This is a genomic window from Streptomyces sp. IMTB 2501, from assembly GCF_001953885.1.
In the GTDB taxonomy this organism is placed as follows: domain Bacteria; phylum Actinomycetota; class Actinomycetes; order Streptomycetales; family Streptomycetaceae; genus Streptomyces.
Genome location: NZ_MQUS01000081.1, coordinates 1 through 2,535, shown reverse-complemented (window position 1 = coordinate 2,535; position 2,535 = coordinate 1). Strand labels below are relative to the sequence as shown.

Below are 2,535 nucleotides of genomic sequence, written 5' to 3'. Positions count from 1 at the left end.
ACACCCACCGGCACCGGACGCAACCCACCATCCAGCACATACACCTGTGTGTTCGCCACAGGCCGGCCGATGGGGGGCACGCTTCGGCCGGAGAGCGGATCGCTCATGGTGGCGATGACCGTCGACTCCGTGGGGCCGTAGGCATTGACCATCCGGCGGTCCGCCGACCACCTCTCCACCAGCTCCGGCGTGCAGGCCTCGCCGCCGACCACGAGGGTCACCCCGGGCGGCAGTCCGTTCTCCGGTACGACGGCGAGAGCGGACGGTGGCAACAGCAGCAGCGAGACTCCGCGCTCGGCCACGAGGTCGACCAGAGGCTGGCCCGGGGCGAGCTCTTCCTGCGTGGCCACGACCGCGCAGCCGCCGTTCAGCAGCGCCGTGCACAGTTCCCACACCGCGGCGTCAAAGCCCGGAGAGGCGAAGAGCAGCACACGTTCACCGGACGAGAGGGCGAGTTTCTCCCGCTGTGTCGCGAGCATGCTGGCCACACCGCTGTGCGAGACGAGCACGCCCTTGGGCTGTCCCGTCGAACCGGACGTGAAGATCACGTAGGCGGTGTTCAGCGGCCGGACGGTCGGCACGGGCAGCGCGGGGACTGCCTCCGCCTCCGTGACGGGAATGCCCTCGCCGTCGAGCAGGAGGTGTTCGCACCCTTCCACCCGGGGTAGCTCGGAGGCGATGTCGGCGTGGGTCAGCACGAGTTCCGGGCGGGCGGTGCGCAGCATGAAGGCGATGCGCTCCGCCGGGTAGCCGATGTCCACGGGCAGATAGGCGGCCCCGGACTTGAGCACCGCGACGATGGCGATCACCATCTCCGCCGAGCGCGGCAGGGCCACGGCCACGAACCGCTCGGGTCCCGCGCCCCGGGCCCGCAGGACCGCCGCCAGCCGTTCGGCTCGCGCGTCCACTTCCGCGTAGGTCAGCGTGGTGTCCCCGAAGACCACCGCGGGGGCGTCCGGTGTGCGGCGCACCTGCGTGGCGAAGAGTTCGGGCACCGTCGCGTCCGCCACGCTGCGCCTGGTGTCGTTCCACTCCTCCACGATCCGCCCGCGCTCCTGGGCGGCGAGCAGGTCGATGCGGCCGACGGGAGTCTTGGGAGCGGCGACGAACGCCTCCAGCACCTTCTGCAGCCGGCCCAGGACGGCTTCCGTCTCCGCCCTGGAGAACGCGTCGGCCTGGTAGTTGAGTTCCAGCCGCATCCGGCTGCCCGGGATGGCGACGAGGCTGAGCGGGTAGTGCGTGGCTCCCGGTGCGGGACTGTCGTCGACGCCGATGTGCAGGCCGCGGGCCGCGCTGCGGACGGAGTCCCGGTCCAGCGGGGCGTTCTCGAAGCCGATGGCGGTGTCGAAGAGTTCACCCAGGCCGGCCAGTCGCTGGATCTCGGCGAGGCCGAGGTGGTGGTGCTCGCCCAGCGCCGACTGCTCGTCCTGGATGCGGGCCAGCAGGACGTCGAGGGGTTCGGCGGGGTCGAGCCGGACCCGCACCGGGACCGTGTTCATCAGCAGCCCGACCATGTCCTCCACGCCGGGCAGCTGGGGCGGCCGGCCGGAGACCGTCGCGCCGAACACCAGGTCGCGCTCCCCGGTCAGGAGATGCAGCACCAGAGCCCACGCGCCCTCGACGACCGTGCTCAGCGTCAGTCCACGGCTGCGCGCGGCCGCGTCGAGTTCGGCGGTGAACGTCTCCGGCAGTTGGCCGGCGACCAGCTCCGGCACCGCGTGGGGACCGTCGCTCCTGGCTCCGGCGGAAACCAGGGTCGGTCCTTCGAGGCCGGCCAGCGCCGACCGCCAGGCGCTATCGGCCGCCTGCCGGTCCTGTGCGGCGATCCACCCGAGGTAGTCCCGGAACGGCACCACCATGGGCAGTGCCGTCGCGTCACCGTCCTGCGCGTACAGCTCCAGGAGGTCGCGCACCAACAGCGGCCAGGACCAGCCGTCGACCACGATGTGGTGGTTGGTCATGAGCAGCACGTGCCGCTCGGCGGCGAGCCGGATCAGCGTGAAGCGCAGCAGGGGCGGCTGGGCCATGTCGAACCGGCGTGTGCGCTCCTCGTCGAGGACCTGGGCCAGCAGGTCCTGCTGCTCGTCCTCGGAGGTGCCGTCCAGGGTCACTTCCCGCCATGGTGTGACCACCTCGCGGTGGACCAGCTGCAGCGATCGGTCGGCCGCGCTCTGTACGAAGCCCGCCCGCAGGTTCGCGTGCCGCGCCAGCAGGGCGTCGCACGCCCGGCGCAGCCGGGGTACGTCCAGGCCACCCGTCAGTTCCAGGGGCGTCAGCACGGTGTAGACGTCCACGCCTTCCCCGGCGTAGAGGGCATGGAAGAACATGCCCTCCTGCAGCGGGGAGAGCGGGAGTACGTCTTCCAGGCCCGGAAGGTCCGCCTCCAGGGCGGTCCGCTCCGCGTGGTCGAGGGTCACCAGCGGAAGGCCACTGCGGACGGGGGCGGGCGGCTGCTCGGCGGTGGCCAGCTCGGCGAGCGCGGCGACGGTCCTGTGGCGGAAGACATCACGCGGTGAGATCACCACTCCGGCCGCG

General features: G+C 71.9%; 1 protein-coding gene. It reads right to left on the bottom strand.

The features are described from left to right. Positions 1–2,522 (bottom strand): condensation domain-containing protein (locus tag AV521_RS46160; protein ID WP_218639426.1); only part of this gene is annotated, 2,522 nt, incomplete at its 3' end. Positions 2,523–2,535 lie beyond the last annotated feature (13 nt).